The sequence below is a fragment of the Lacticaseibacillus sp. 22 genome, from assembly GCF_055413445.1.
This window is the reverse complement of the sequence record NZ_JBVAYD010000005.1, coordinates 96,608-122,865: the sequence shown is the minus strand read 5'-3', so window position 1 is coordinate 122,865 and position 26,258 is coordinate 96,608. Positions and strand designations below refer to the sequence as shown.

Genomic DNA, 26,258 nt, shown 5'->3' with positions numbered 1-26,258 from the left:
CCGTTACCCTAGCTGTGGTTGCACATGCGGTGTTTGTGAATGTGTTCCTTCTTCCGTTAGCAAAAGCCGCAAACCGTTGAGAATCACCATGAGCGTGCTGCCTTCATGAAGAAAGACGCCCCAGGCAATGTTGGTTAACTGCAGTACATTTAGCGTGACTAAGAGCAACACCACCGCCATCGAAAAGACAAGATTTTCAACGACAATACGGTTCATTTTGGTTGAAACCTGATGGGCAAATGCGAGCCGGGAGAGATCGTTTTTGATCAACACCACATCGGCAACGTCAATGGCGACATCGGTTCCTGAACCCATCGCAATGCCGACTTCTGCGTTTGCCAGAGCCGGCGCATCATTAACACCGTCACCCACCATCGCTATTGGCCGCATTGTTTCCTGCAATTGCTTAACCACCGCTACTTTTTGATCTGGCAGCACGTTGGTCACAACCTGTTTGATGCCTAAATCGGCGGCAACAGCCTCACCGGTTTGTTTCGCATCGCCGGTAATCATAACCGGTTGAATATCATGATGTTTCAAGTAAGCCATGGCCGCTTTAGCACTGCTTTTGGCTTCATCCATCAACGCGATTAGGCCCACCACCGTTTGATCGACTGCCACAAAAATCACGGTTTTCCCTTGCTGCCCCAACGCCATGGCGCGCTGCCGGAAAAGCGCAGGCGCATGCGTAAAACGTTGCGGTTTACCCACTGTATAGGTATGGCCTTGATAATCGGCAGTTAACCCTTTGCCGATTTCGTTGTGAACGGTGTCGATCACCACATCAGTCGCCGGATAATGAGCCACGATCGCATTGGCTAACGGATGGTTACTTTGCTTTTCCATCGCCGTGACAACTGCCATCACCGCTGCTTGATCAACATCGGCAGCAAATTCACTATCAGTCACAGTTGGCGTCCCCTTTGTCAGGGTGCCGGTTTTATCAAACGCAATCGCCTTTAATTGCGTCAGGTTTGCCAAGTACCGTCCGCCTTTGAAAAGCACGCCATGCCGCGCCAGATTCGAAATCCCCGCCAAGGTTGCAGGTACGGCACTGGCTGCCAAGGCACAAGGCGAAACCGCCACCAGAAAAACGATGGTGCGATACACGCTCGTCATCCACGACCAATGGAGCAATAACGGTCCTGCCAGAAACACCAGAGGTAATGCTGCCAAGACGACTTTAACGTAAAGTGGTTCAAAGCGCTGAATCACACTGGCCATTTTAGTCGGTGTCGCTTGTGCTGTTTGAACCATTTGAATGATCTTGGCAAAAACCGTTTCGTCACTGGCCTTGGTCACCCGCATATCAAAGGTTGACTGGCCGTTAAGCGTCCCACCGAAAACTTCATCTCCGACTTGCTTTTCCCGTGGGATACTCTCCCCGCTGATCGCCGACTCGTCAAGGCTGGCAGTCCCGGCAATAATCACGCCATCTGTCGGCACCTGCGCCCCATTGAGAATCTGCAGGCGGTCACCGATGTGCAATGCGGCAACAGGCACTACTTCAAACTCGCCATCATGCCCATAGCGTCGGGCCTCAAGTGGTGCCATTGCCAAAAGTGCGGTAATCTCTTTGCGACTCTTATTCTCGACATAGTCTTCGAGAAAGTCCGCGCCAGCAAAAATCAGAATCAACATGGCCGCTTCTTCATAACTGCCAATCGCAATCGCCCCGACTGCTGCCAATGCCATGAGAATATGAATGTTCGGCGCAAATCGATGTTGCTTTTTGGAATCCCGAATCGTCTCAATCACGCCTTCTGCAATTACGTGATACCCGGCAGCGACTGCAGCAGCAATCAAGAGCCCTGCGCGTGCCAACGGTTGGGTGATGAATAAGCCGCCGATAAAAGCAGCCACACCTAACAAATAAAAGCCAATTGGTTTGTTTGTTATCATCAATAATCCCGCCCTTATATTTAATGTTCATATGAGCATGTGTTCATATAACAACTTGAATATACCGGGTTTGGGTCCGGAAGTCAATTAAAAATGCTTTTTTAAATGTGACAAAGTATTTACGCTCACTTTCGATAACGCGCTCCCCGTCGCAGAAGACTGCGTGTAAGGACCTCAGGAGCAATGGCCAAAGCCCGGCCATCACGCCCAAGGCCGCTTACACTCCGACTTCTAACCGCGGCGGCTCGCGCACAGCAAAAAAAGCCACCAGTACGAGAAAACTCGCACTGACAGCTTTTTTAAAATTTTAGTTAATCAAATCGGTTACTTCACTTTATCCCACACGTTCGCAATCACGTTGGTTTGATCACGATCCGGGCCAACAGAGAAGGTCAAAAGATCCACTCCGAGCAGCTCGGTGATGCGCTCAACATAATGCCGTGCGTTTTCTGGCAAATCGGCTAGTGTCTTGGCATGGGTAATGTCTTCCTTCCAGCCTGGCAATTCTTCGTAAACCGGTTTGCATTCACTCAGGAACTTCAACGATGCCGGATAATTTTCAATCCGTTCACCGTCACGCTCATAAGCGACGCAGATCTTAACGGTGTCCAAACCGGTTAGCACATCAATTGAGTTGAGACACAAGTCGGTAATCCCGGCAACGCGGCGTGAATGGCGCACAACCACCGCGTCAAACCAACCGATTCGCCGCGGCCGGCCGGTAACGGTCCCAAATTCATGCCCAGCATTCCGGATGAAGTCGCCGGTTTTATCAAGCAATTCTGTCGGGAATGGGCCATCGCCAACTCGCGACGTGTATGCCTTGGCAACGCCGACCACGCGATCAATCTTGGATGCCCCAACGCCAGCACCGACCGTGACACCGCCAGCTGGGTTCGATGAGGTGACAAATGGATACGTTCCTTGATCAATGTCCAACATGATCCCTTGAGCGCCTTCAAACAACACATGCTCACCTTGATCAATCGCGTCATTTAGCACAATCGAGGTATCGCAGACATATTGTTTCAACTGCTGGCCGTAGTTGTAATATTCTTCAAAAATCTCATCAAACGTCATTGGCGTGCTGTTATAGACCTTGACGAATTCTTCGTTCTTAGCTTTCAGGTTTGCCTTCAGCCGCTCTGCGAAAATATCCTTATCCAAAAGGTCTGCCATTCGAATGCCGACCCGGGCAGCTTTGTCCATATAGGCCGGACCGATGCCGCGATTCGTCGTCCCGATCTTATCGGCACCTTTTGCTTCTTCTTGTAATTTATCGAGTTTAATGTGGTAAGGCAAAATAACGTGGGCACGATCTGAGATTCGTAGATTTTCACCAGTTACCCCTTGTTCGGCGAGCCGAGCCAGTTCACCGACTAAGCTCTTAGGGTTGACCACAACGCCATTACCGATGACGGATAACTGATGCGGATAAAGAACACCAGACGGAATCAAGCGTAATTTATAGACTTGACCATTGGCATGAATGGTATGGCCTGCATTGTCACCGCCTTGATAACGGCTAACCACCTTGGCGCCTTGGCTCAAGAAATCAGTAATCTTTCCTTTACCTTCGTCGCCCCATTGTGTGCCGACAATAACTACAGTTCCCATTAATTAATCGCTCCTCACGAATTAGTGCGGGATTTTGCCCGCCAATTGGTAGTCTAACAGGATCGCAAGGTGATGACAAGCAAAATACGAACTTTAATAATAGATAAAACCACTATTCGCGAAAAATCCGAACGAAATTATTTATATTTTTAAATTCAGCGGCTCGAAACGAATGATCCCGCCACCGCATAAGGCGTTTTACGCTTTAATCCGGTCAAATTTTACCGAGCAGCCGTTGCCCGTTATTGACCAAAATATCCTGCGCCATTTCCGGTGACAAAATTTCCGCACCGGTCAACATTTTACTCGACATGTTCAGCACGGTTGGTAGTGCACGGAACTTTTTAAAATGCGTCATAACCGGATCAAAGTGTTTCAATTTGGTGATTCGGTTTGCCATTTTGGCGCGGTATGTCTCAGGCTCAAACAGTTTCAACATTTGTGCGGCGATCATCGGAGCTGTGTACGGAATATCACTGCCATATAGCACATGGGACTCATCCGCCAGTGTCAGCAACATCGGTAACTGACGTGGGAAAACCGCGCCAGCAGTGTCGAAATAAACATGGCGCAAAATCGCATACATATCGGCGTTGTATTGCTGCTTCACAAAGGCAGCATCACGATCTGCCAAAATACCGAGAAAGGCCCCTGCATGCGGCACGATCAGTTTAATATCCGGATAGCGATCAAAGAAGTGGTACCGGATAAGGTTCATAAAGGTCATGGTGGTATCCATAAAGAAACCCATCAGCGGTGTCGGCATGTCAATGTTGACGTTCAACGGACCTTGCGATGGCCGGTTCGGGTGCATGAGGACAATCGCCTTCTTTTGATTAAGGCGTGCATAAATTGGGTCAAAAATCGGCGTGCCGAAATAAAGACCCCGCGTATTGGTTGGCACGGTGAAGCCCAGCGCATCATGTTCTAAGGCGAAGTCGATCTCTTTAAGCGTTTCATTGAGATATGGCAATGGCAAAGAGGCAAAGTAACCTAATTTATCGCGGTGCCGTTGTGTGACTTGCGAACCGGTCTCATTAGCATCCCTGGCAATTTCAACGGTTTCGTCCTTATCCCCAAAATTGAAATGCGGGGAAGACAACGACAGAATTGAATAACTAATGTGGTTCTTGCGCATGAACCCAAGTGTCAGGTGTTCATCCCATCCCGGCGTCGGCCAGCCGTCCGGATCACCGGGAATGTGCTTTTTAAGTGCCTGTGCGTATTTTTTCGGTAAAAAGTGTGTGTGAAAATCAATTGTGCCATCCATGTTGTTCGTGTCTCCTTTAGTTTATCTGTTCTTTTTCCATTGACGATCACGAAAATCGAGCAACCTCAACTCAGGCACTGCGAGGAGACTGCTCGACACCGTTTCCGATGCGATAGCGAAATCAATGGTCTTTTTCCAACTTAAGCCACCTGTTTCTTTTTAGAACGCTTGGGGAAAGACCTCAAGCCACATCAATCAACTGATTGCAGTGCTTCTAACATATTCACTCTCTTCAACGAGTAATTGACGAAGAACCCAAGTGCAACGGTGATGATGGTAATCACGATGGTTGGAATAATGAAAGTTGGCGCTGAAAGGGCGGGATTGAACATGACGTTATTTGGCGGAACGACGGTGATAATATACTCATGCAAGAGTTCACCAAAACCCCAGCCGACAAAAATCCCAATAATCGAAAGCAGGATCGTTTCGCGATAAATATAGAGTGTGACTTCCTTATCATAAAACCCTAGGACCTTGATAGTTGAAAGTTCCCTCATCCGCTCAGCAACGTTAATGTTCGTCAGGTTATACAAGATCACGACGCCGAGAACAGCTGCCAACACAATCAAAACGCCCATAATCTTGTTCAACGATTTCACAACTGTCGTAATTTGATTCCTCAAAGAAGAATTCTGAACCACGCCTTTAACGCCATCTTCTTTCATGAATTGCGCGGCATGGGCCCGGGTATTACTGATAGACCGATCATTTAAGGTAACCAAATGCCCATTGACCTTGTAATTGGTATTAAAGGCTTTTTGGTAAGCTGTTTTGTTCATGAATAAGAAGTGACCCATATACATTTCGGTAATGCCGGTTATCTTGACTTTGCGACGGGTACCATCTGCTTCTTTAACGGTGATCGTATCCCCGACATCGACATTTAACAGTTTCGCCAGCCGCTCGGAAATAATGCCGCCATTATCTTGAAGGGTCAGTTTGTTTTGGCCTTTGCGCGTTGCTAAATGAATGTAGCTGTCAAAATTCTTCGTTGACTGCGGCACAATCATGGTGATATCTTGCCGATCATGATTGGCGCCAGCGTTTTTGCTGACGGTTTCGTAATGAACTGATTTCGTCTTCTTAACCGCTTTTTCGTTAAAAAGCTTATCCAGACTTGTTTGTTGATTCTTGGTGATATTGTCTTTTTGTGCCACGATCATATCGTATTTGATAATGTCGTTGAACTGCCGATCATTAACCCCGCCGATACTGTGCTGAACCGCTAAGCCGGAAAACAGCAAGGTCACTGATCCGGCAACCCCGAAGATCGTCATAAACATGCGCTTCTTATACCGGAAAATGTTCCGCGCCGTCACTTTATGCGTAAAGCTCATACGCTTCCAGATAAAGCCGACCCGTTCAAGCAGAATCTTTGAGCCGTTTGCAGGCGGTTTTGGCAAAAGCAGCTGAGCCGGCCGTTCTTTCAGTTCGCGCCGGGCAACCCACCATGCAGGCAGAACCGCACTGATCATCGCAAGTAACAACGCCGCAATACTAATGCCGGGATAAAAATGCAATTCGATTGGCGGAACATTAACCCCGCCATGGTAGGCATTGTACACAATCAATGGCAGTAAGATATGTCCACTGATGATCCCTAATATCGAACCGATTAAGCTGGACAGGAAACCATACACTGTAAACTTTTTGATGACATCATGCCGACTATACCCTAGTGCAACCAATGTACCGGAATTGATACGTTCTTCATCAACGAACCGCGTCATAGTGGTAAAAGTAACCAACGCTGCGACAAAGTACATGAAAAATGGGAAAATATTGGCTAGCGAATCAATGATATTTGAAGTGTTGTCATAAACCATGTAGCCTTGCCCACTTGGAGTTTCACGACGAGTGTCAACCGTGTACGTAGGTGCTTTAAGATTTTTCAGCGCTTCTTTAGCATCCTCAAGTTTAAGACTGTTACTTTGGATTTCTTTTTCTGCGTTTGGCGCTTGCTGATCATATTCAGCCTGCTTGGTTTTGAGCGTTGCTTCGTTTGAGGCCATTTCTTGCTTAGCTGCCTCAATTTGTTGCTGTCCCGACTGCTGCTGAGTCGCCAATGACTGCTTAGCTTGTTCTAATTCTTGTTGCTTAGCCGCATAGGATTGCTGGCCTTGTTGGAATTGACTCGCGCCAGAATTATATTCTTGGTACTTTTGTTGAAGCTGGTTATTGGCCGTATTCCAGGCTGCAACTTGATTGTTATAGGCCTGTAAATTATTTTGATATTGTTCAAGGCCTTGGTTATACTGCGCGATGCCATTTTGATATTGCGCCTGTTTCTGCTGGAATACTGGCACCTGAGCGATTTGCGGATTATTCGTCAGCGCTGCGTCAATTTCTTGTTTAGCGGCAGCCAACTGCGCCTGACTGTTAGCAAGCTGCTGATTGGCAGTATCCAATTGTTGCTTGGCACTGGCAAGATCTTGATGTTTGGCATCCAGTTGTTGCTGACTGGCTTCAAGTTGTTGTTTGGCACTGGCTAGTTGCAACTCGCTTTGTGAAAGTTGAGTCGCTGCTTGTTGTAACTGTGCTTCCCCGCTGGCAATTTGTGCTTGGCCATTTTTAACGGCCGTATCAAGTTCCTGTTGCTTTGCCGTAATTTGCTGCTTGGCACTGGCTAATTGCTGCTGGCCGGTTGTCAGCTGTTCCTTAGCCGAGTCTAACTGTGCCTTAGCTTCATCAAGCTTTTTTTGACCCGCATCAATCTTCTTTTGGTATTGCTTTTTGATAGCCGCCAAGCGATCTGCAGGCGCATCTTTCAATCGTTGGTTCAAAGCCGTTTTATGACTTTGAATCCGATCGGTATATTGATCGGAATACGGATCCAGCTTCTGGGTATTTTGATACGTGATCCGCGCCATCATATAAAAGTCGCTATCGAAGTTATTCGCTGTGACGACCCCGTATCCTTTGAGATCACCGCTACCCGAAGTACTGTCGCCTTTGTTAATGGCGGACAGGACTTCAGGCGAATAGACAAACCCGACAATCTTGAATTGCGTCCGCTTAAGCACCTTGCTGCCGGTTTGATCCGCTCGTTGCACAAACTTAATCGTGTCGCCTAACTTATATTTGCCTTTGTAGTTAGCATCGATTGCAATTTCATTCGTCTTAGTCGGCATGTGTCCGGAAGCAAGCTTATATTTTGAGATCTTATCCGGTTTTGACATAATCCGAAAACTAGCATGCGTGCCTTTGAGCGTGACATCTTTAAGATAACCGAATTCAACCTGCTTTGCGCCAGCTGTCGCCTGAATCGTCTTTTGATCGTGGCTATCCAAACCATCTTCACCAATGACGGTTAAATCGGCCAAATTATATTGTTTAAAATAGGTTGCGCCTGTTGCTCGCATATCCGGACCGGCAACCCATAACCCGACCAAGGCAAATGACCCAAGCATCATCAAAAGCAAGATCGAGAAAAATCGGCCCCATGACGTTGTAAAGGATTTGCGTATATCCTTCCAAAGCATTTTTTTGCTCAAACTGTGTCACCTACCATTTCAATTGTTCGACCGGTGTGGGCTGATCATTGTGATAGTCATCTTTGACCTCGCCATCATGGATCTCAATGACGTGATCGGCCATGGGCTTAATCAACGAGTTATGCGTCACAATAATGACGTTCTTATCAGTTTGGTGGGAAAAGTCTTCAAAAAGTTTCAAAATGCTTTTCCCGGTCTTATAATCCAGCGCCCCGGTTGGCTCATCCGCCAATAACAGTGACGGGTTCTTGGCAATCGCCCGCGCAATCGCCACCCGCTGTTGTTCCCCACCGGAAAGCTGAGCTGGGAAGTTATTCATTCTTTTGCCTAACCCGACGTCCACCAACGTCTTTTGCGGATCTAATGCGTCCGGCGCAATTTCGCTGGCTAGTTCAACATTTTCCAGTGCGGTTAAGTTCGGTACCAGGTTGTAGAATTGGAAGACAAACCCAACCTGCTCTCGCCGAAATGTTGTCAACTGCCGCGCATCATATTGAGAAATGTTCTCACCTACCACTGTGACCTGACCACTGGTGGTTTTATCCATCCCGCCCAGAATATTCAGCAAAGTTGATTTGCCTGCACCTGAAGCCCCTAAAATGACGGTGATCTCACCTGAATTGATTTCAAACGAAACATTATGATTGGCATAAACAGTACTTTCACCTGAGCCATATTGTCTGGTTTCATCTTTTACCGTGATAAATTTTGCCATGCCGATGACCTCCAAAAAATAATTATGAACATCGTGTTAATCATCTTACAAAAACAGCTTAAACCCGCCACGCTCAGGAAACTATAGGCAATTTTTTCAGATGTGTTCAGTGACATTTCTACGCAGGCCGTTGACATACCGACTCATTCACGTATAAACCAGCATATAGGCAATCTTAAAATGAAGTCGCTCAATAATCTTTGTATTCCCTACCAAAATGGTTTATGATGAACATCGTGTTAATCATCTTTAAAACCAACTTGAATGTTAAACGGTTGTATAAAGGAGCGAGATCATGAAGAAAGCCGAACAAACTGCGCAAACCAAACAGGCCCTCGTTCGTTCTTTGATTGCTGTAGGGCGTAAAAAAACGTTAGCAAAGGTTTCAGTTGCCGATCTCACTAGAGCAAGCGGAATCAGTCGCGGGACTTTCTATTTGCACTATCTCGATAAAGACGATCTGGTGGCTAAAACCGAAGCCGCGTTGCTTAATGAATTCACCGATTGTCTGGACTTCGGGATGGACACTTCGATGGATCCCAGCACCCTTGCTACCGGCCAGCGATCTCCATTGATGGTCAACATGGTGCATTTAATTAACCAACAGCGTGATCTATGCCAGTTTCTGCTCAGTCCAGCAGGTGATCCAAGCTTTTTAGGCCGAATCGCCAAACTTTTACGGGATAAAATTCTTGGTCACCTCGCTGAATTGAAAGGTGAAGCGCATTTTATCCACGACATCCCCGACCCTTACGTCAGTCAGATCATCGTGTATGGCATCATTGATATTATCCAATTGTGGTTAAATGAAACGAACCCGCGCTCGGAAGCAGAAATTGTCGATATTTTGATGAAAACCCGCTTTCTATCGCCGTACCAATTATTGGCGCTGGAAAAATAACCGTTCATTAACGCCGCGTCCATTGGCAGCACCGTTTATTCATGCCATAATGGTTTGCCGGCCTAAGTGATCGGCAACACTATGATGATGATTCAAGGAGGCTAGCATGAGTGTTGAAGGCAACTACCAAAGTACCCGCGGAGAACTTTCGGAAGCGGAAAAGAAAATTGTCGACTATGTTTTAAACCATACGCAAGACGTGTTGACCATGAGTGTTTATGAATTGGCCAAAGCCGCCGGAACAAGCCCGGCCACTGTCAGTCGAGCAGCCCAGCGTTTGCAATTTAACGGCTATAACGAATTAAAAATGCAATTAGCCGCCGATTTGAATGGCGAAGTCGGTGAAATCGATCATCAGGAAATTCAAAAAAATGAAAGCCTGACGACGATCAAAGCCAAGTTGAAAACCAATGCATCCCGCTCTTTAGCCGAAACAGTTGATCAGATTAACGAAAACACGGTTCAAACTATTATTGATTTGATTCACCGTAGTCGCCAAATCCTGCTATTCGGCGTTGGTGCTTCTTATCTATCCGTACAAAACATCGCTCAGAAATGGAGCCGGCTGGGTTATGCTTGCCACTTTAGCGATGATTTAAACCTTTTCCTGCCAGTCGCGGCCACTGCCGATCCGAAGCATACGCTCACGTGGTTCATCTCCAATTCCGGCGAATCACCCGAGGCTGTCTTAGGGGCCAAATTAGCTAAGAAAGCCGGTTTACCGGTAATCGCCACGACCAAACTTGGCAGTAACGCCCTCACCCATTATGCCGATATCGTGATTCAAACGTCACAGCCGATGGAGGCGCCCAATCGTTTTGCCGCGACGCAATCCCTCCATGCCCAGTTTATGTTAATTGATATTTTATATTACGCTTACGTTAGCCGTTACTACGATGCCGCTAAGAAGCAAACCGATGATTCCAAGGCGGCAGTCACAGCGTATAAAGAATTCATGCGGCACGGTTTCAAATGATCATGCCTTTACGTACCGGCCAACGGTGCGTTATTTTTTACTCCCTTTTGAAACTTTATTTCAAATAATTTAGAAATATGTTGAAATATCATCAAAGATCATGTACGCTAAGTTCACGAAAGGGCTTTCAGATTTTCGCTATTGATCGACACTTGCCCGCAAACCACTAACGGCTTCTACGGGCGTTTCTTGATGGAGGAATTGAGATGATCGGGTTTTCCTGCTATTTAAATGATTCGGCAACCGAACAGCAAGCCGCTTATCTGAAACAGATGCAGCAAGCCGGATTCACTGGGGTCTTTACCTCATTGCAATTATCCGAAGCCAAACCGGAAATCATCCGCCAGCGTTTGGATCAATTGGTTGCCAATTGTCATCAACTCGGACTGACAATTATGGCAGATGTCTCTGCTGCAAGTTTGCAACGCTTGGGCATCGCACTGCACGACGGAAAAGCAATTCAAGCGTTGGGATTAGACGGTTTGCGGATTGATGACGGCATTGACATGACCACGGTAGCCGCGTTGTCACACACCATGGCGATTGCGCTCAATGCCAGCACACTTTCCGCTTGCATGATTGATCAGCTTGCCAACGCTAAGGCCAATCTGCGCCATATCGAAGCCTGGCACAACTTTTATCCACGACCGGAAACCGGACTGGATCCGGCATGGTTTGCGCAAAAAAATAAATGGCTGCACGCACTTGGGTTTAAAACCATGGCATTTATTTCCGGCGATGCGCAACAACGCGGACCTTTATTCGCTGGTTTACCAACACTTGAAGCTCACCGTGGCTTACTTCCGCTTGCTGCCTATCTGGAACTCAGGCAACTGGCGATCGACCATGTTTATGTCGGCGATCCGCAACTCAGCCCGCGTAGTATTGCCGCGTTTCAGGCATATGTCCACGACCAGGTACTTTTAATCCAGGTGCAGACTGACGATGAACGCCTGCTCCACCTAACATGGCATAGCCGCCCGGACATCGCGCAAAAAGTCGTGCGCTTGGCCGAGGCTCGGCTGGAACACATTTTTGCCACGCCACAACCGGCACAAACCGATCCCCGTCCCCGCGGCAGCATCACGCTTGATAATAGCGCGTATGGTCGCTATGCCGGTGAGCTTCAGCTGACGCGCTGCGACTTACCAGCCGATCCACGGGTGAATGTGATTGGCAAAATTGAACCATCTAATTTACCGTTACTTGATCAAATCGGACCGCATCAGGCGATTCGATTCAAAATATCATGATGTGCGCTGGCTCGCGCTCACAAAGAAAGAGGACCTTAACATGACGACCATTAACTTAGACCAAATGACCACTGAAACCCGTAATGAAAAGACGATGCAACTTGATACCATGAGTGTTCATGATTTTGTCACGGTCATGAATGCCGAAGATCAAACCGTTGCGCAGAGTGTTAGCCATGCTTTACCTGCGATTGAGGCCGCAATTGAAACGATCACGACTTCTTTCAAACGCGGTGGCCGGCTTTTCTATATCGGTGCCGGAACTAGCGGACGTCTTGGGGTATTGGACGCGGCTGAATGTGTCCCGACTTTTGGCACCGCTCCAGAAATGGTTCAAGGACTGATTGCTGGCGGTATGAAGGCGATGACCGTTGCCGTTGAAGGCGCGGAGGATTCGGTTGCGCTTGGCCAGTCTGATCTAAAAGAACGTCAATTAACTAAAAACGATACGGTCGTTGGCATTGCCGCCAGTGGCCGGACGCCGTATGTCATTGGCGGGCTAGACTATGCGCAATCCATCGGCGCCGCTACTGTCAGCCTAGCCTGCAACCATAACGCCGCGATCAGCCAGCATGCTCAGATTGCCATCGAGGTGCCAGCCGGTCCGGAAGTCTTAACCGGTTCCACCCGCTTGAAGGCTGGCACCGCGCAGAAACTGGTTTTGAACATGCTGTCAACCGGTGCGATGGTGGGCATCGGCAAAGTCTATAAGAATCTTATGGTCGATGTTCAGCCCACCAACGAAAAACTGGTTGTCCGCAGTCAGCGCATTATTCAGCAGGCAACCGGATGCGATGCCAAAACCGCACAAACAGCCTTTGAAGCGGCGAATCGCCATGTCAAATTAGCCATCGTCATGATCTTAACGAATCAACCTAGCACCACCGCACAAACATTACTCAATCAAGCAAATGGCTTCATTAGTAAAGCCGTTGCGTTAAGTCAGGAGGAAACAGAAGATGGGGCAAGATAAGTATCAAGCAATGGGGGACGGCATCTACGCACAGGTGGGTGGCCCACAAAACGTCGCAAAATTAATCCACTGCATGACCCGAGTTCGGATGACCATTAAAGACGAAGCCAAGGTCAATGTCGCAGGCTTGAAAAAAGTTCCCGGCGTCCTTGGTGTCGTTCAGGAAGAAACCTTACAAGTCATTGTCGGCCCGGGAACCGTTAATAAAGTCGCGCAGGCCATGGTCGCAAAAGTCGGCGTTGGCTTAGGTGATCCTTTTCCGGGAAGTGCTTCGGTTGGCAATGACCATCAAGATAACAAGTCTGCGGTTGAAGCCAAGGCCGCCGAAGTTCATGCCGCTCACAAAGCCGCACTGAAACAAACGTGGTGGCGAGCCGCTTTGAAGCACATCTCCGCCATTTTCATTCCGTTAATCCCGGCATTTGTCGGCGCTGGTTTAATTTCCGGGGTTGCCGGCATTCTGGTCAACATGATGGCTGCTGGTGATCTACCGAAAAGTTGGACCGAATTCATCACGGTATTAAAAGTTATCAACGGCGGTCTTTTCACTTTCTTGAATATTTATGTCGGAATCAATGCCGCAACGGAATTTGGCGCCACAGCCGGGCTTGGCGGGATTGTCGGCGGACTGATTTACCTGCCAGGGGTTGTTGCGCCCGTGACCATCACCAACATCTTCACCCACCAACCGCTAGCAGCTGGCCAAGGCGGCATCATCGGCGTTATCTTCGCAGTTTGGCTGCTTTCACTGGTTGAAAAGCAACTGCATCGCTTCATTCCTGATGCCATCGATATTATTTTCACGCCGATGCTGAGTCTGCTGTCCATCGGGGTGCTGACGATTTTCCTGATTATGCCATTTGCCGGCTGGCTTTCAACGTCACTGGTCGGCTCGATCAACTGGATTCTTCAAGTCGGCGGTCCGTTCTCAGGATTTGTTTTGGGCCTTGCCTTCTTGCCAATGGTCATGTTGGGATTACACCAGATTCTCACGCCGATCCATTTAGAAATGATCAAAAATCTCGGGTTTACCGCCTTGCTGCCGATTCTGGCAATGGCAGGCGGCGGCCAAGTCGGTGCTGCGTTAGCCTTGTGGATCAAGTGCCGCAAAAATAAGCAACTAACCCGTTTGATTAAAGGTGCCTTGCCAGTCGGAATTCTCGGCGTTGGCGAACCGCTTATTTACGGGGTCAGTCTGCCACTTGGACGGCCATTTATCACCGCTTGTGTGGGCGGCGGCATTGGCGGTGCGGTCATCGGACTGTTTGGCAATGTCGGTGCGATCACCATCGGGCCATCCGGAGCAGCGCTTATCCCGTTGATCGCTAACCACCAGTGGCTGGGTTATGTCTTTGGCCTTTTAGCTTCATACGTGGGCGGATTCATCGCCACCTACTTCTTCGGGGTTCCTAAGAGTGCGATGGTCGCAACCACAGCTGACGGCACGGTCATCGAAACAGCTACCCCGCAACCTGAACCGGTCAACCAACCAACTGCAACCCCTGTTACCACTCAATCTGGCACCACCGAATTTGTCGCACCGGCCACCGGTCAATTAGAAACACTTTCCGCCGTTGAAGATGACGTTTTTTCTCAAAAAATGGTCGGTGATGGCTTCGCAGTTGAACCGACATCCGGGACGATTGTCGCCCCAGTATCCGGCACCATCGTTAGTGTGATGCCATCCAAGCACGCGTGGACCATGACAACCGCAACCGGCTTGGAAATTCTGGTTCACATGGGCCTAGACACCGTTGAACTCAACGGCGCACCGTTCACCTTCAGCGTTAAGGATCAAGACACGGTCACAGCCGGTCAGCCAATCGCCACCATGGACTTAGCCGCTGTTCAAGCCGCGGGCAAAAAGACAACGGTGATGACCATCATTACCAACATGGATCACGTCGCATCATTAACCGACTTCACCCCGCGGACCACCACAGCGGGCGATGATGTTCTTACCGTTACTAGCAAATAGTGGTGCAAATCGGTAGCAAATAAAAAGCATGATTTTCACTTTAACCGTGAAAACCATGCTTTTTTGATTGCCCCACACCGATATTCAAACCACCAACATCCGTACCGTTAACAAACTGCCATTAACGGTCAGCATTTTTCAACTGTGCCTCTTGCAGATAAGCAAAAATATGCCCGAATGCAATCTCACGAATCTGTCCGTAACGAATGCGAACCGTTTCACCGCTGTCTGGGCCAACCAGATTCAAGTCGAAGTCGGTTTCGTCAACGTGTTCCGGATAGCCCAGAAAATGCTCATCACTATCCGCAACCTTGATGCGTACCACCCGTTCAAACCCGGCTGCCTCGGAGATGATCGCCTTAACCAGATTATCGTTAGGGTCGAATTCCCGATCAGCATTTAACACTGGCTGCTGGCTGAAATGATGGGTTTGGTCCCACTGCTCGTAAAAGCCGATCGTCTGCAAATAATCCGATGCGGTGGCCACATTTTGAATACTTGGTAGGGTCATCAGAATGTAGCCGCCAAACTGGCCCGCCATATCCTTGAGGCTGAGGACAACCACATGCTCATTAACCGCTTTGACGCGCCCGACGAAGAACTGATCCTCAGGCCCTTTTGGCACCACCGAGATCAACCGATTCTCTGCCAAAGCATTCTGAAACACCCCTTCAAGTTGACCGTCGTTTTGATACAGCTTGGTCGGGACGTGGTGTAGTTGATCGCGCTTGCGGACTAGCTCGGTTTCCAGCTTCAAATCCAAGCCGTGAAATTCCATCACTAAAATATCGGAAAAGTCGACTTGCAAGGCACGGACATCCGTATAGTTAAACTTGTTGAAAATCGCCATACTAAAGCGATCATCTGCCACCGCGGTGACCCGGCCCTCGAGATAAGCGTCATCGTCAGCAACAACCACCATGATCATCTGCCCGCTTGCTTTTGCCTGCTGCGCCAATTGCCAGATCAAACTCTTGGTGGCGTCAAACTTGTACGGCGTTTCTTTCCCTTGAAGTGTCAAAAAATGCTCCGACTGTGCCAAGTCAATCCGAAAATTCATGTTGTCGAGATCATCCCCGGCAAATTCCACCTGATCAATCGCTGAAAAGGCAATCAAAGCACAGCCATCCGCAATCCCTGAATCGTTATAAGTTCCCAGAACAACCGCATCGTGACCCAGTACCTGCACATATCCAGTGTAAAAATCATCGGTATCACGCTGGTAAACGTTGATCAGCAGGTGTTCATTGAGTGCTGTCATTAAACTCATTAAAATGGCATCCATGCGGCATCCCTCACTTTCTTGTTCGTCAATGGTCGTTGTTTGTCCAATCTTCTAAATACAATTTACTGATCCGGGCCATTATAGGCGATATTTGTGAATTTATTGTACGATTTCACAAATAGCAGTTTAACCGTCCCCCGCGGACCAGAACGGTTCTTCTCAATGATGACTTCAACTTCACCAACATTGTCATCACCCTCATCGCCGCTGTCTTGATCGTCGTCGTCATCGCCTTCTGCATCGCGATAATAATCGTCACGGTATAGGAACGCGACAATATCGGCATCCTGTTCGATGGAGCCGGATTCACGAATATCGCTCAGAACCGGGCGCTTGTCTTGCCGCTGTTCCACACCACGACTCAACTGCGATAGAGCGATAACGGGCACATGTAATTCTTTGGCCAGTTTCTTAAGCTGTCGTGAAACCGCGCTGACTTCCTGTTGACGATTTTCTTGGCCGGAGCCTTCAATCAGCTGCAAGTAGTCAATGATGATGAGTCCCAAGTCGCCTTGTTCCCGGGCTAGTCGCCGGCACTTAGCACGAATCTCGGCCATCCGGATCCCCGGGGTGTCATCCATATAAATCTTGGCCTTGCTCAGACTCCCCATTGCAATAATCAGGTTCTGCCATTCTTCTTCATTCAGTTGGCCGGTTCGCAAATGATTGGCGTCAATGCTGCCTTCCGAACACAACATCCGGTTGACCAGTTGTTCAGCCCCCATTTCCAAACTGAAAATGGCCACACTCTTGTCCGTTTTCGTCCCGACATTTTGGGCAATGTTTAACGCAAAGGCGGTTTTCCCGACAGCCGGACGTGCCGCCAGAATAATCATTTCGTCTTCATGCAGGCCGGTTGTAATCTTGTCCAAGTCGCGAAAACCAGTTGGCAAGCCTGTGATGGTTTGGTCGTTTTGATAGAGCTGATCGATCTGCGCCATCGCCTGATTCAAAACATCTTTAATCTGCTTGAACCCTGCCTGATTACGATTCTCGGAGACGTCCATGATCTGGCACTCGGCGTCTTCAACTAGCCCTTCAACATCGTCTTGTTCCGTATAACTGCGGCTGGCAATGCTTTGTGCGGTGCTAATGAGCTTACGCAAGGTGCTTTTTTGCTGCACAATTTTAGCATAATACACAACATTGCTGGCAATCGGCGTTGATGCCACCAAGTCGGTAATGTAGCCAGCTCCGCCAATGTCATCCAATTGATTGTGATTGTCCAGATAATCCGTCACCGTGACCGTATCAATCGCGGTGCCATTATCCTGTAAATCCGTCATCGCCTGAAATAACAGCCGATGCGACTTTTTGTAGAAGTCATCTGCCGTCACGTATTCCTGGGCATCCGGCAATGTGTCGGCATTCAGAAAAATACCGCCAAGGACGGCACGTTCCGCTTCATCACTATGCGGCGGCTGCTGTTCAATTAACTGGTTATCCATGCGCGTCCTCCTTCAATTTAATCGGCTCATTTTTAACCGCTTATCCCTAACAGTCTACGTTAAAATGCTGACCGAAACAAGCGTTTGCACATCTGTATCGCTCATCATATATTGATACATTGGTAGCGGTCATCTGACGCGTTCTCCGGCGCGGGTGTCCGCGTGTAAGGAAAGGACCTCAGGCGCAAACCATAACGCCTGAGGTCGCTTACACTCCGGTTTCTAACCGGGCCAACTCGCACTTCTCCATAACGCGCTCCCCGGCGCAGGGACCGGAGTGTAAGGACCTTGGTCGCAATGGCCAAAACCCGGCCATCACGACCAAGGCCACTTACACTCCGGTCCCTAACCGCGCCAGCTCGCGCTCACAAAAAAAGAACCGCCGAAGCAGTCCCTTTCTTGCTACAAATTATTTCTGTTCAATCACATGCACGCGAATTCGCGCATCGATGCCAGGAAATAGGTTGACCATCACATTGGTGAATCCTAGCGAACGAATTGGCTGCTTCAGGTCGATTTTGCGCTTATCGACCTTGATCTGATACTGCTTGTCCAAAGCGGTTGCGATTTGCTTGCTAGGAATGGAACCGAACAATCGGGAATCCTCACCGGCCTTGCTTTGGATCTGAACAACTGTCTTGTCGTCTTCGATCTTGGCTTTAATTGCTTCAGCTTCGGCCTTCTTCTCGGCTTCTTTCTTTTCTTCAAGCCGCTGCTGGCCACGCAAGGCGCTCATGGCTTGCGGAGTTGCCGCCTTGGCTAAACCCTTGCGAATCAAAAAGTTCTCGGCATACCCGTCAGGCACTTCTTTCACCTGACCGCGATTGCCTTTGCCACGAACGTCTTGTGTAAAGATGACTTTCATCACTAATCCCTGCTTTCTATGCGTCTTCGTCTGCTTTCTTAATCTGGGCAAGCAATTCGGTCCGCGTTTCGGCGATGGTTTTGCCTTTGATCTGTGTTGCGGCGTTGCTCAAATGACCACCGCCGCCCATAGCTTCCATGATAACCTGTACATTGACATCCCCAGTGGAGCGAGCAGAGATGCCGACATCGCCGCTTGGCCGTTTGGTGATGACAAAACTGGCATCGACACCATTTAGTGACAGCATCGTATCAGCCGCTTGTGCCGCAATAACCGGATCGTAACGCTTGTCCTCTTCCCCAGTACATAGTGCCATATTTGGGGCAATCATTTCAATTGTATCAATCAAATGGTTGCGCTGAATGAAGCTGTCGATATTTTCTTTCAGCAGGTTCTGAGCCAGCATCCCGTCTGCCCCCATGGAGCGCAGATAACTGGCGGCATCAAATGTACGGGTTCCGGTGCGTAAGCTAAACGACTTAGTGTCAACCGTAATCCCGGCCAACATCGCTGTCGCTTCAAGCTTATCAAGACTCGGCACATTGGTTGGCTGATATTCAAACATTTCCGCAATCAGCTCACAAGTCGAGCTTGCATACGGTTCGATGTAAACCAACATTGGATTGTCCGGAAATTCCTCACCGCGTCGATGATGATCGATAATCACGGTGCGGGCAGCCAGACGTTTGTACAAATCAGGCGCGGCTGAAATCGATGGCTTGCTATGATCAACCAGAATCAACAAACTCTGATCGGTAGCCTGTGACAATGCTGCTTCCGGCGTCACAATGGCGTTAGCAACTTCCGGATCCTGACCAACCTGACCCATTAAGCGTTCGACATCGGAATGCAGGTGATCTGGGTCAATGACAATGTAACACTCCTTGCCATTCATCTGGGCAATCCGGCGAATCCCCATGGCTGCTCCAACCGCATCCATATCCGGCCGTTTGTGGCCAACCACGAAGACTTTATCCGTTTGCTTAAACAGCTCTTGCAAGGCCTGCGCCACCATCCGGGCACGTACCCGCGTCCGCTTCTCCATCGGGTTGGTCTTGCCACCATAGAAGCGCGCCTCGTGTCCTTTTGCCCGCACAACGACCTGATCGCCACCGCGGCCCAGCGCCAAGTCCAGGTTGCTTTGCGACGTGACGGCCAATTGTGCCAAATCTTCATCGCCATATGCAATCCCGACAGATAGCGTCAATGGATAATTCTGCTTCGAGGTTTCTTCCCGAATCACGTCCAAGATCTTAAACTTATCCCGTTCGACATCACGTAATGATTTGGCATAAGCCAGTAAGAAAAAGCGATCGTTGTCAATCCGCTTTAAGAACATGCCAAACTGATTGGCCCAATCTGTCAGTTGATTCGTCACGTAACTATTCAAGTTGGTGACAACCTGATCATCCATCGTCTGGGTGATTTCATCATAGTTATCAATGAAAATCTGGCCAATCGCGATCTTCTCGTCTTCGGCCCGCTCCTCAATCTCGGCATAACGCGTGATATCCATCAGATAAACAACGCCAATGCTCTTTTGGACAATAATCTCGAACTGATGCTGGCCCCATGTCACCATCTTGGTTTCGTTGGTGTCTTCATGGCTGCGAATGAGTTCTGCCAATTCAGCATCGACTTTTTCCAGCGGCTGCCCAAGCACATCCGTATCGCCAAAATACTTCTGCAGAAACGGATTTGTCCACTCGATATTCAAGTCTTCATCATAAATCATGATCCCAATCGGCATTTTAATCAGCGCTTCTTGTTCCCCGCGCTTAATCCGATAACTGAGATCTGAAATATACTGATTCGTATTCTTGGCAATCGTCTCAAGGGCATAAAAAATCGTCGCCACCAGACTGATCAAAATCAGCAGCATCAACAAAGCCAACCAAGGCCGAATCAACGCGCCAATTAAAATACCGATGACTGCCAAAACAACCATCGCAATCGCTGCATACCGCATCCGCATGTCTTCCAGGAACTCAGGCATACGGATCCGTTCAAACAATTTCTTCATATAGAAAAACTCGCTTTCACTTCGCGCAGATACTTAAGGATTTCTTTAGCTATTCTACCATACTGTGCAAGCGGATTCTGGCAGCAAGGACGTAAAAGAGCACGCAGGAACTGATTCATTTGGGCCTTGACGCTTTAATAGCTGACTTTTCCCGTTTTCAAAGGGTTTAGGAGAACTTATCCGTTCGTGACAGGCAATTTTTATTAGTCTTACTCTGTACATTCTTGAATGTACTGAAATGACGATTTCATGTTAGAATTCACTTAACTTGAGTTACATCAACCTTAGACTGTACTTCTTTTACGGCGTAGCGATTTCAGGACAAATCATCTGAATAGTCGAAGATGCGACTATTCAATTAATTAAATCTAGATTGTCATATATTCGATAAGGAGAATCATTTCCGTTTAAAAAGGGGGGAGCTAGTATTGTTTGTCTCAAATATTTCTTTCAAGGATTACATTGGCATCATTCACCAATCTATGGTTTTGCTAACGACAATTCCCTTTGAAAAAAGAATCATATTAGTTGTCAGAGTTGTTGTTGGAATCTACGCAAGTTTAATGTTACTGGGAGAACTAATTTGGCGAGATATGTTTGCAAGCCTGTCAGACATTTTGTACTTTGTATTCTTCCTCGTGCTTATTTTCTCCCCCATCTTGGTATTAACCATTATCGGAATATTCTTATATGGATACCCTGGTTATTCTTCTAAACAAATTCTTTTTTTGTCTTCTCCCAAAAACAAAAAGCTTGCAAAGTTACGGACACAATACAATATTGAAAAAGTAATTAAACTAGATTTTCCTCAAGTTCTCCGTCTAAGAGTTCCCTTTTTAAAACCGCAACGTCATTTAGTTCTTACCCATAGACCAACAAAAAGGCAATTGAGGAAACTTAAAAAGAAATACCCAAACGCAAAAATCAGTTACGTTCATTCCTACCCTCGAAAAAAGAAGGCCGCTGCATACAGCATTGCCTTCACGTATAAACATTATTTGGTTTTCTTCAAATCAATCCCCTTTGCAAAACAACCTTATTCAATCATTGATCTAAGCAATGAACGCAACGCTGAACTTTGGGGTGATATTAAATCTAACAAAAGATATTATCAACGATTAGTATCCGACAACGTAAGATTTCACGTTAACGCTTCGTTGTGAGACAAGTGATTTTTGAAACCATCGTTCAGTCACCCCCTCGAGACTCCTCATGAACATCATGTTTTTTTACGGCATAAATATTGAACTAGTAACATAATCACAAAGAAAAGCAGCCCAGTGAACAGATTTCTAATAATCTGCAGCGGAGCCTTTAGGATTAAATCAACGCAAAATAGAAATACCGTAAAGACGCAAGTAGCGATGATGTCTTCCCTTAAATCAACGATAAGTATTCACCTCCAAAAAACGTGACACCTAACCCAACCATACTGTGAGACGGACCGATCGAGTTACCTGCTGACAAGCATAATAATAAAGATATATTTTTGTTGTTTCCAACTTAAACTTCTTCAAGATCGAGCCTGTCTTTTCTTCCAAGACGACTAGTCGGTTCAACAACCGCTGGCTCTGTTAAACTGCTTTTTAGGTACCTTTTTCCCTTACTATCCCTAGTGTAAAATAATTCTATGAAGTTGTGGCATCGTCCAAATAAACGTCGTGTTTTCCCAATTTAACGTTAATTTTCAGAAAATCCTAGCAAAAATGACTTCAAAAAATAGCGGCCTCACTGTCAGTTTTCCTTCCCAATCGCCGGACGTTTTTTCACCGGCAAAGGCATCCAGACAATTGATAGGATAATCAATCCGCCGCCGAGTATAAACGCTGGCGTCATTTGAATTCGGAAAAAAGGTAATGAGTATACGAGAACAAATACTGGGTTTAGTGCGCGAATTAAATTGGCATCGCGAAATGAGATAAACTTAAGCCCGCGGTAAAACAGCAGCAGACCCAGAAATCCGGAGCAAAAAGCCGAGACTGCAACGGCACCAATACCCATACTGGGCGAAAAAGCTAACTTGCCACTGCCGGCTGCAACAATGCCGAGTATGATCACTGCGGTTGCTTGGTTGTACAAAAGTAAAATTTTTTCATCGACGCGCGCCAATGCCTTTTTCGCCAGCGTGTTGGTTAACGCAAAACTAAACGTGTAGCCAAACGCACAAACCAGTCCGAGCATGTCAGTCATACGCCCGGAGAAATCGGATACCAACGCTGTTCCGGCAATACATAACCCAATCGGCACTATTTCTCGGCGATCAAACCGCTCATGCAACAAGAATACAGACAATAAAATTGCAAAAACAATATAGAAGCGGCCAATCAATCCGACACTCACCGGATCAAGAAAGAAAAGACTCAAATACTGCAAAACAATGCCTAAACAGTTGGTCAGTCCTAATACCCAAATAACGGGGCTTTTCACCCATACCAATTTTGTATGAGTTGCGCCAATCGTGATAAAAGTCAAAACGAGTGAAACAAGCGCGTTATAAAAACTTGCAGCTAGCGGCGACAGGGTGTTCATCGACCATTTGTTCATCACCGGTGTCACTGCCATCACTGCCACTGACAAAAGATTCAGTAACAAGCCCACGCGCCGCTTACTCATGGGGCCACCCAATGTGCTGAAAAATCTGCCGATAAATATGATCATGAAAAGATTGTTCCGGATCCGGTACCGGTTTAAAAAGTAAGCGGCGATCATCGGTTTCAGAAGTCGTCGGGATCGCCTCTAAACGTAAAACCTCTGCTTGAACAACTGCCGTTACATGGCCGGTTGGCAAAACATAGTAGCCCAACGACGAAATCGCACTGGGTTCGACGATTGCGCCGGATTCTTCGTAAGACTCACGAACCGCCGCCTGAATAACCGTCTCGCCTGGCTCCAATTTACCACCGGTCAGCTCCCATTTCCGTTTCACATTATGTACCCAAATGAGTCTGCCATGATAAAACTGCAACACCAGCACCGAATCTGGCCTCTGCGGGATTGGGCCAAAGTAAACGTTTACCATATCAAATCACCTCTTCATTTTTAAAAGTCGGAGTTTGATTGTATCGTTCACAGTCAGGCAGGTCAACGATTTTTATATTCAGGTTCATGATGGCTTTTTGATCGAATTGAAGTTAATTCTACTGCAAATGAAAAAACCTCATCCCATACAGGACAAGGTATGTTTATCAGCCAAGTACAATGCCATACAGTACAATCGGTACCTGCCACAAAAAGGTCATCAAATCATCCCGAGCATTGCAACGCCTCATCGAAATCAAGGTGAGGTATTATTTGAGTAAAACACATCACTATTGATATAAACAGCTGATGTTGACAACACTTACGTTCGCTATTACATAAAGAGAGCAGCAAAGCTAAATAAGATCATATATGTAAAGCTAAAAATAAGAGAGATCCGCAGATAATCACTAGCTTCCTTGGCATTCTTATCAATTTGAATTGTCTTTTGCAATTTGGGATCGCTTTTGATCAAGTTATCCAAACTGAGCTCTAACCTGTCGCTAATCGCAATCAGTTGCTTGATATTAGGATAACTGATGCCCTTCTCCCATCTTGAGACCTGCTGTACCGACCCATTGACCACTTGAGCCAATTCTTCTCTACTCCACGCTAATGCTTCGCGTCTATCTTTAATTTGTTCGCCTATTGGCATGTGCTGCTCGCCTCCGTAAAGTCCTCACCATGAACCGTCATTGTTAGTTATCACTCAATATCGCCAATAATAAATGGTTAACGTGCTTTATATTGTTTTCAAGATAGAATAGCAGATACAGGTTGTCAAGATCGAACTTTACCAATTTTAGTCAAAAAGAAAAATCCGTACAGATTCACGCAATCTTAGCTGCGTTGCTACACGGATTTCCCTGAAATTGAAGACACAGTTCACGATCGCGTCAAGTCGCTGCCTTTCACCCAACCGTGCCCGGACACATAGTAAAAAGTCTGCGTGGCCGATCCTTTCAACTTAGCCTTGGCTGTTATCTTACGCGTTACTCGATAATCTTTATGATTGGTCAGGTTGCCGACCTTTTTAAAGCTTGCTGTCGGTGCATCTGCAGCAAAGGAGCCTTGATAAACTGCGGCTGTGCTTTTCGTGCGATAAGTGCGCGCATGATTGAAAATGACCAGCCCCTTGCCATTCAACGTGTATTGGACAACCTGCTGATCGATATTGGCTTGCGTCATATCGGCGGCAACAGTGCTGCTGACTGCAAAAAGTGATAAGCCGATCAATGCGATGACGAAACGATGCTTTTTCATGTAACATGCTCCTATACTCGTTTTTCATCAGTATAGTTATTTTAAGAAATCCGTCAATCAATTTGGCAGCATCTTAAGCTTCTAGCAAGAATTAGAGGCGTTATTTACAGAGGACGCTGGCATGTTACGTCTGTTGTCCCCCCGCTGCAAAACAAAAAGCCGTTTGCCTAGTGTTTTGACGTGCACTACGCAAATGGCTTTATTAAACTTATTCGTTATTTCGGTTGAATTAACCCCATGGCATCCATCGTTTCGGCAATTTGCATGGAGTTCCATGCCGCTCCTTTAAGAAGGTTGTCGGAAACATCCCACATGTGGAAGAACCGAGGATTTTCAGCATCCGGGCGAATACGGCCAACGAAGACCTCTTTGCTGCCGACTGCATTCATAGCTTGCGGATAGAGCTGTTGACTTGGATCATCTTGCACCACAACGCCAGGCGCATCGTTTAATGCAGCGCGAATGTCGTCGGCGGTGGCGTTAGCGTCTTCAATTTCAAAATAAACTTCTTCGGAATGGGCAATTGGCACTGGAATCCGAACACAAGTGGCGGTGACTTTGATCGCATCACTGTTCATGTCGCCAGCCATAATCTTTTTGGTTTCGTGAATCATTTTCCACTCTTCATGACTATAGCCGTCTGGTTCGAAGACATCGATTTGAGGCAAGGCGTTGAAAGCAATCGGATAGTGCTTTTTGTCGCTAGCAGTTGGTAGAATTTTAGGCTCCAATGGCTTATCGTCCAAGGCAGCCTGGGTTTCATCAAACAATTCATTCATGGCTGACTGTCCGGCGCCGGAAACTGCCTGATAGGTTGAAACGACAACTTGTTTCAGGCCGAATGCTTTGCGAATTGGCTCAAGTGCGGTCACCATTTGAATCGTCGAACAGTTCGGATTCGCAATGATGCCGTGGTGGGTGCGCAGGGCTTCCGGATTGACTTCGGGTACAACCAGCGGAATATCGGGTTCCATACGAAAAGCACTGGTGTTATCAACGACCACCGCGCCGGCTTTAACAGCTGCAGGGGCAAATCGTTTGGAAACCGAGCCGCCTGCTGAGAATAATGCAATATCAATCCCCTTGAACGCATCATCAGTTGTTTCATGAACCGTTAACGTCCCGTCACGAAAAGGTACCGTTTTACCTTCTGACCGTTTGCTGGCCAAGGCAAGGACTGACGCAATTGGCAGCTTGCTTTCTGCGACCATCTTCAACATCCGGGTTCCGACCGCGCCGGTTGCCCCTACAACTGCTACGTGATAACCACTCAT

At 47.5% G+C, this 26,258-nt stretch carries 20 protein-coding genes; 6 read left to right on the top strand and 14 right to left on the bottom strand.

What is annotated here, in order from left to right; all coding sequences use genetic code 11:
• Nucleotides 1-3: 3 nt before the first annotated feature.
• The 5 genes from ACWP87_RS04360 to ACWP87_RS04340 all read right to left on the bottom strand — a co-directional run bounded on the left by ACWP87_RS04360 (nucleotide 4) and on the right by ACWP87_RS04340 (nucleotide 9,001).
• A complete protein-coding gene (locus ACWP87_RS04360) occupies nucleotides 4-1,902 on the bottom strand; it encodes a heavy metal translocating P-type ATPase (protein ID WP_014568961.1) in 1,899 nt (632 codons plus the stop codon).
• Between the two features lie 324 nt (nucleotides 1,903-2,226).
• Nucleotides 2,227-3,519 carry an adenylosuccinate synthase gene (locus ACWP87_RS04355; protein WP_005687058.1) on the bottom strand — a complete coding sequence of 431 codons (1,293 nt, stop codon included), beginning with the start codon at nucleotides 3,517-3,519 and terminating at the stop codon, nucleotides 2,227-2,229.
• 214 nt (nucleotides 3,520-3,733) lie between these two features.
• Nucleotides 3,734-4,789, bottom strand: coding sequence for an amidohydrolase family protein (locus ACWP87_RS04350; protein WP_005687056.1), 1,056 nt, complete (start codon nucleotides 4,787-4,789; stop codon nucleotides 3,734-3,736).
• Nucleotides 4,790-4,980: 191 nt separating this feature from the next.
• The gene (locus ACWP87_RS04345) at nucleotides 4,981-8,286 is read right to left on the bottom strand and encodes an FtsX-like permease family protein (RefSeq protein ID WP_015764810.1); all 3,306 of its coding nucleotides are present in this window, start codon (nucleotides 8,284-8,286) and stop codon (nucleotides 4,981-4,983) included.
• A 10-nt stretch (nucleotides 8,287-8,296) separates the two neighbouring features.
• The gene (locus ACWP87_RS04340; RefSeq protein ID WP_005687051.1) at nucleotides 8,297-9,001 is read right to left on the bottom strand and encodes an ABC transporter ATP-binding protein; all 705 of its coding nucleotides are present in this window, start codon (nucleotides 8,999-9,001) and stop codon (nucleotides 8,297-8,299) included.
• A gap of 295 nt (nucleotides 9,002-9,296) precedes the next feature.
• Here ACWP87_RS04340 and ACWP87_RS04335 point away from each other — a divergent pair, with 295 nt between their 5' ends.
• The 5 genes from ACWP87_RS04335 to ACWP87_RS04315 all read left to right on the top strand — a co-directional run bounded on the left by ACWP87_RS04335 (nucleotide 9,297) and on the right by ACWP87_RS04315 (nucleotide 15,082).
• Nucleotides 9,297-9,902, top strand: a complete 606-nt coding sequence (locus tag ACWP87_RS04335; protein ID WP_005687049.1) for a TetR/AcrR family transcriptional regulator — start codon at nucleotides 9,297-9,299, stop codon at nucleotides 9,900-9,902.
• Between the two features lie 106 nt (nucleotides 9,903-10,008).
• Nucleotides 10,009-10,878, top strand: coding sequence for a MurR/RpiR family transcriptional regulator (locus ACWP87_RS04330; RefSeq protein WP_014568958.1), 870 nt, complete (start codon nucleotides 10,009-10,011; stop codon nucleotides 10,876-10,878).
• A gap of 206 nt (nucleotides 10,879-11,084) precedes the next feature.
• Nucleotides 11,085-12,131, top strand: coding sequence for a DUF871 domain-containing protein (locus tag ACWP87_RS04325; RefSeq protein ID WP_005687045.1), 1,047 nt, complete (start codon nucleotides 11,085-11,087; stop codon nucleotides 12,129-12,131).
• A 40-nt stretch (nucleotides 12,132-12,171) separates the two neighbouring features.
• Nucleotides 12,172-13,104, top strand: a complete 933-nt coding sequence (gene murQ, locus ACWP87_RS04320) for an N-acetylmuramic acid 6-phosphate etherase (RefSeq protein WP_005687044.1) — start codon at nucleotides 12,172-12,174, stop codon at nucleotides 13,102-13,104.
• On the top strand, nucleotides 13,091-15,082 hold the full coding sequence (locus ACWP87_RS04315; protein WP_005687042.1) for a glucose PTS transporter subunit IIA: 1,992 nt from the start codon (nucleotides 13,091-13,093) through the stop codon (nucleotides 15,080-15,082). Before murQ ends, ACWP87_RS04315 begins: the two co-directional genes overlap by 14 nt.
• A 121-nt stretch (nucleotides 15,083-15,203) precedes the next feature.
• Here ACWP87_RS04315 and ACWP87_RS04310 read toward each other — a convergent pair whose 3' ends face one another.
• The 4 genes from ACWP87_RS04310 to ACWP87_RS04295 form a co-directional block, all read right to left on the bottom strand.
• Nucleotides 15,204-16,367: a hypothetical protein gene (locus ACWP87_RS04310; RefSeq protein WP_005687040.1), complete on the bottom strand. Its 1,164-nt coding sequence runs from the start codon at nucleotides 16,365-16,367 to the stop codon at nucleotides 15,204-15,206.
• Nucleotides 16,368-16,429: 62 nt separating this feature from the next.
• On the bottom strand, nucleotides 16,430-17,815 hold the full coding sequence (dnaB, locus tag ACWP87_RS04305) for a replicative DNA helicase (RefSeq protein WP_005687037.1): 1,386 nt from the start codon (nucleotides 17,813-17,815) through the stop codon (nucleotides 16,430-16,432).
• Between the two features lie 409 nt (nucleotides 17,816-18,224).
• Nucleotides 18,225-18,680 carry a 50S ribosomal protein L9 gene (rplI, locus tag ACWP87_RS04300; protein ID WP_005687035.1) on the bottom strand — a complete coding sequence of 152 codons (456 nt, stop codon included), beginning with the start codon at nucleotides 18,678-18,680 and terminating at the stop codon, nucleotides 18,225-18,227.
• A gap of 16 nt (nucleotides 18,681-18,696) precedes the next feature.
• The gene (locus ACWP87_RS04295) at nucleotides 18,697-20,703 is read right to left on the bottom strand and encodes a DHH family phosphoesterase (protein WP_005687033.1); all 2,007 of its coding nucleotides are present in this window, start codon (nucleotides 20,701-20,703) and stop codon (nucleotides 18,697-18,699) included.
• 428 nt (nucleotides 20,704-21,131) lie between these two features.
• Between ACWP87_RS04295 and ACWP87_RS04290 the strand changes: the two genes are divergently transcribed.
• Nucleotides 21,132-21,866, top strand: coding sequence for a hypothetical protein (locus ACWP87_RS04290; protein WP_014568957.1), 735 nt, complete (start codon nucleotides 21,132-21,134; stop codon nucleotides 21,864-21,866).
• A gap of 571 nt (nucleotides 21,867-22,437) precedes the next feature.
• Here the strand turns inward: ACWP87_RS04290 and ACWP87_RS04285 are convergent.
• From ACWP87_RS04285 to ACWP87_RS04265, 5 genes are all read right to left on the bottom strand, one after another.
• A complete protein-coding gene (locus ACWP87_RS04285; RefSeq protein ID WP_014568956.1) occupies nucleotides 22,438-23,316 on the bottom strand; it encodes a DMT family transporter in 879 nt (292 codons plus the stop codon).
• Nucleotides 23,309-23,722: an NUDIX domain-containing protein gene (locus ACWP87_RS04280; RefSeq protein ID WP_014568955.1), complete on the bottom strand. Its 414-nt coding sequence runs from the start codon at nucleotides 23,720-23,722 to the stop codon at nucleotides 23,309-23,311. The genes ACWP87_RS04285 and ACWP87_RS04280 overlap by 8 nt, the downstream gene beginning before the upstream one ends.
• A gap of 333 nt (nucleotides 23,723-24,055) precedes the next feature.
• Complete coding sequence (locus ACWP87_RS04275; protein ID WP_014568954.1) at nucleotides 24,056-24,376, bottom strand: helix-turn-helix domain-containing protein; 321 nt, start codon at nucleotides 24,374-24,376, stop codon at nucleotides 24,056-24,058.
• A 230-nt stretch (nucleotides 24,377-24,606) separates the two neighbouring features.
• Complete coding sequence (locus ACWP87_RS04270) at nucleotides 24,607-24,984, bottom strand: hypothetical protein (protein ID WP_014568953.1); 378 nt, start codon at nucleotides 24,982-24,984, stop codon at nucleotides 24,607-24,609.
• A gap of 215 nt (nucleotides 24,985-25,199) precedes the next feature.
• A complete protein-coding gene (locus ACWP87_RS04265) occupies nucleotides 25,200-26,258 on the bottom strand; it encodes an aspartate-semialdehyde dehydrogenase (RefSeq protein WP_005710900.1) in 1,059 nt (352 codons plus the stop codon).